Source organism: Streptomyces sp. NRRL B-24085, assembly GCF_001282115.1.
Lineage (GTDB): Bacteria > Actinomycetota > Actinomycetes > Streptomycetales > Streptomycetaceae > Streptomyces.
This window is the reverse complement of the sequence record NZ_LJBR01000533.1, coordinates 1-1,414: the sequence shown is the minus strand read 5'-3', so window position 1 is coordinate 1,414 and position 1,414 is coordinate 1. Positions and strand designations below refer to the sequence as shown.

Here is a 1,414-nt window from a genome sequence, read left to right as displayed (position 1 = left end):
CCCGCAGGTACCTGCGGGGCGGGTGCCAGGGGTCGTGGCCGATGCCGACGAGGCCGAGGCCGTGCTCGGCGAGGGCCGCCCGTACGGCGGCGAGGTCGGCGGAGACGGTACCGATGCACTCCATCAGGGAGTCGGCGGGCTGCGAGCTCAGCTCCAGCTGTCCGCCGGGTTCGACGGTGAGCGCCGACTTCAGGGGCACGGTCCGCAGTGCGGCGTAGGCCGCCGCGAGTCGTTCGGGTGTGACGGGGAGCCGCGGGTCGCGCAGCTCGTGGACGAGCCATTCCACTTCCACCCCGATGCGGCGGGGCGGGCCGGTCTTGAAGCAGATACCGCGTACGAGTGCTTCCAGCTCGGCCTCCGGTATGGCTGTACGGGGTTCCGTACAGTCGCTTACCGAGTCGGACATGTCAGGATCCTCCTTGGTGGCCCGGACAGGCAACTCGTCCCACCCAAGACCCTCGCGGCGCTTGGCACAAGGGGGCGTACCCGTACGTTCCGGACTGGTCACACTTCCTTCCCGGGTGCTGTGGGCACCCCGAAACCCTGTTGCACCGCAGGACCAGCATCGCTCACGATGCGTTCATGAGCACGACGGGGGAGACCGCGCGGCGTGCGGTCATGGCGCTCACGGGGGTGGCGCCATGAGCGCGCGCTTGCGCGGGATCGCACAGGAGACGGAAGAGATCGTCGCGGCGGGGCGCTACCGCGCACCGGACGGCCGCGAGGTCTCCGTGGCCGCCGAGATCGAGGCGGCGCGCGCGGGGACGCGGATGTACGGGCCGGGACCCGTGGAGGTGCCCGCCTTCACCGTCGCGGACACGGTCGTCGAGGTCACGGGGGAGAGCAGTCTGGAGGCGGCCCGTCGGCTCGGCGGCCGGACGGCCGTGCTGAACTTCGCCTCGGCGCGCAATCCCGGCGGCGGCTATCTGAACGGCGCCCAGGCCCAGGAAGAGGCCCTGTGCCGGGCTTCCGCGCTGTACACCTGCCAGCTCCGGGCCCGCGAGTTCTACGACCATCACCGGGCCCACCGCGACCCGTTCTACACGGACCGGGTCATCCACTCGCCGGCCGTACCGGTGTTCCGGGACGATCGCGGCCGGCTGCTGGACTCGGCGTACCCCGTGGGGTTCCTGACGGCGGCCGCCCCCAACGCCGGGGTGGTGCGGCGCACGGCGCCCGAGCGGGCCGCCGAGCTGCCGCGGGCCCTCGCGGCGCGCGCCGAGCAGGTGCTGTCGGTGGCCGTGACGGAGGGCTACCGGCGGCGCCTGGGGCTGCGGTGTCTTCCAGAACGACCCCGCGCAGGTGGCGGGCGCGTTCCGGACCCTCCTCGGGCCCGACGGCCGGTTCGCCGGCGCCTTCGAGCACGTGGTGTTCGGGGTACTGGACCGGACGCGGGGGGCGGTGGTGCGGGGGG

1 protein-coding gene and 1 pseudogene are annotated in these 1,414 nt (G+C 73.3%); one reads left to right on the top strand and one right to left on the bottom strand.

The annotated features are described in order from the left end of the window. On the bottom strand, positions 1–406 hold a 406-nt coding region (locus tag AOJ26_RS38770), incomplete at its 3' end, for a glutamate-cysteine ligase family protein (RefSeq protein ID WP_234358781.1). Between the two features lie 235 nt (positions 407–641). On the opposite strand from AOJ26_RS38770, the pseudogene AOJ26_RS38765 reads away from it, so the two are divergent. Further along, a pseudogene (locus AOJ26_RS38765) lies at positions 642–1,414 on the top strand (TIGR02452 family protein); the annotation flags it as partial.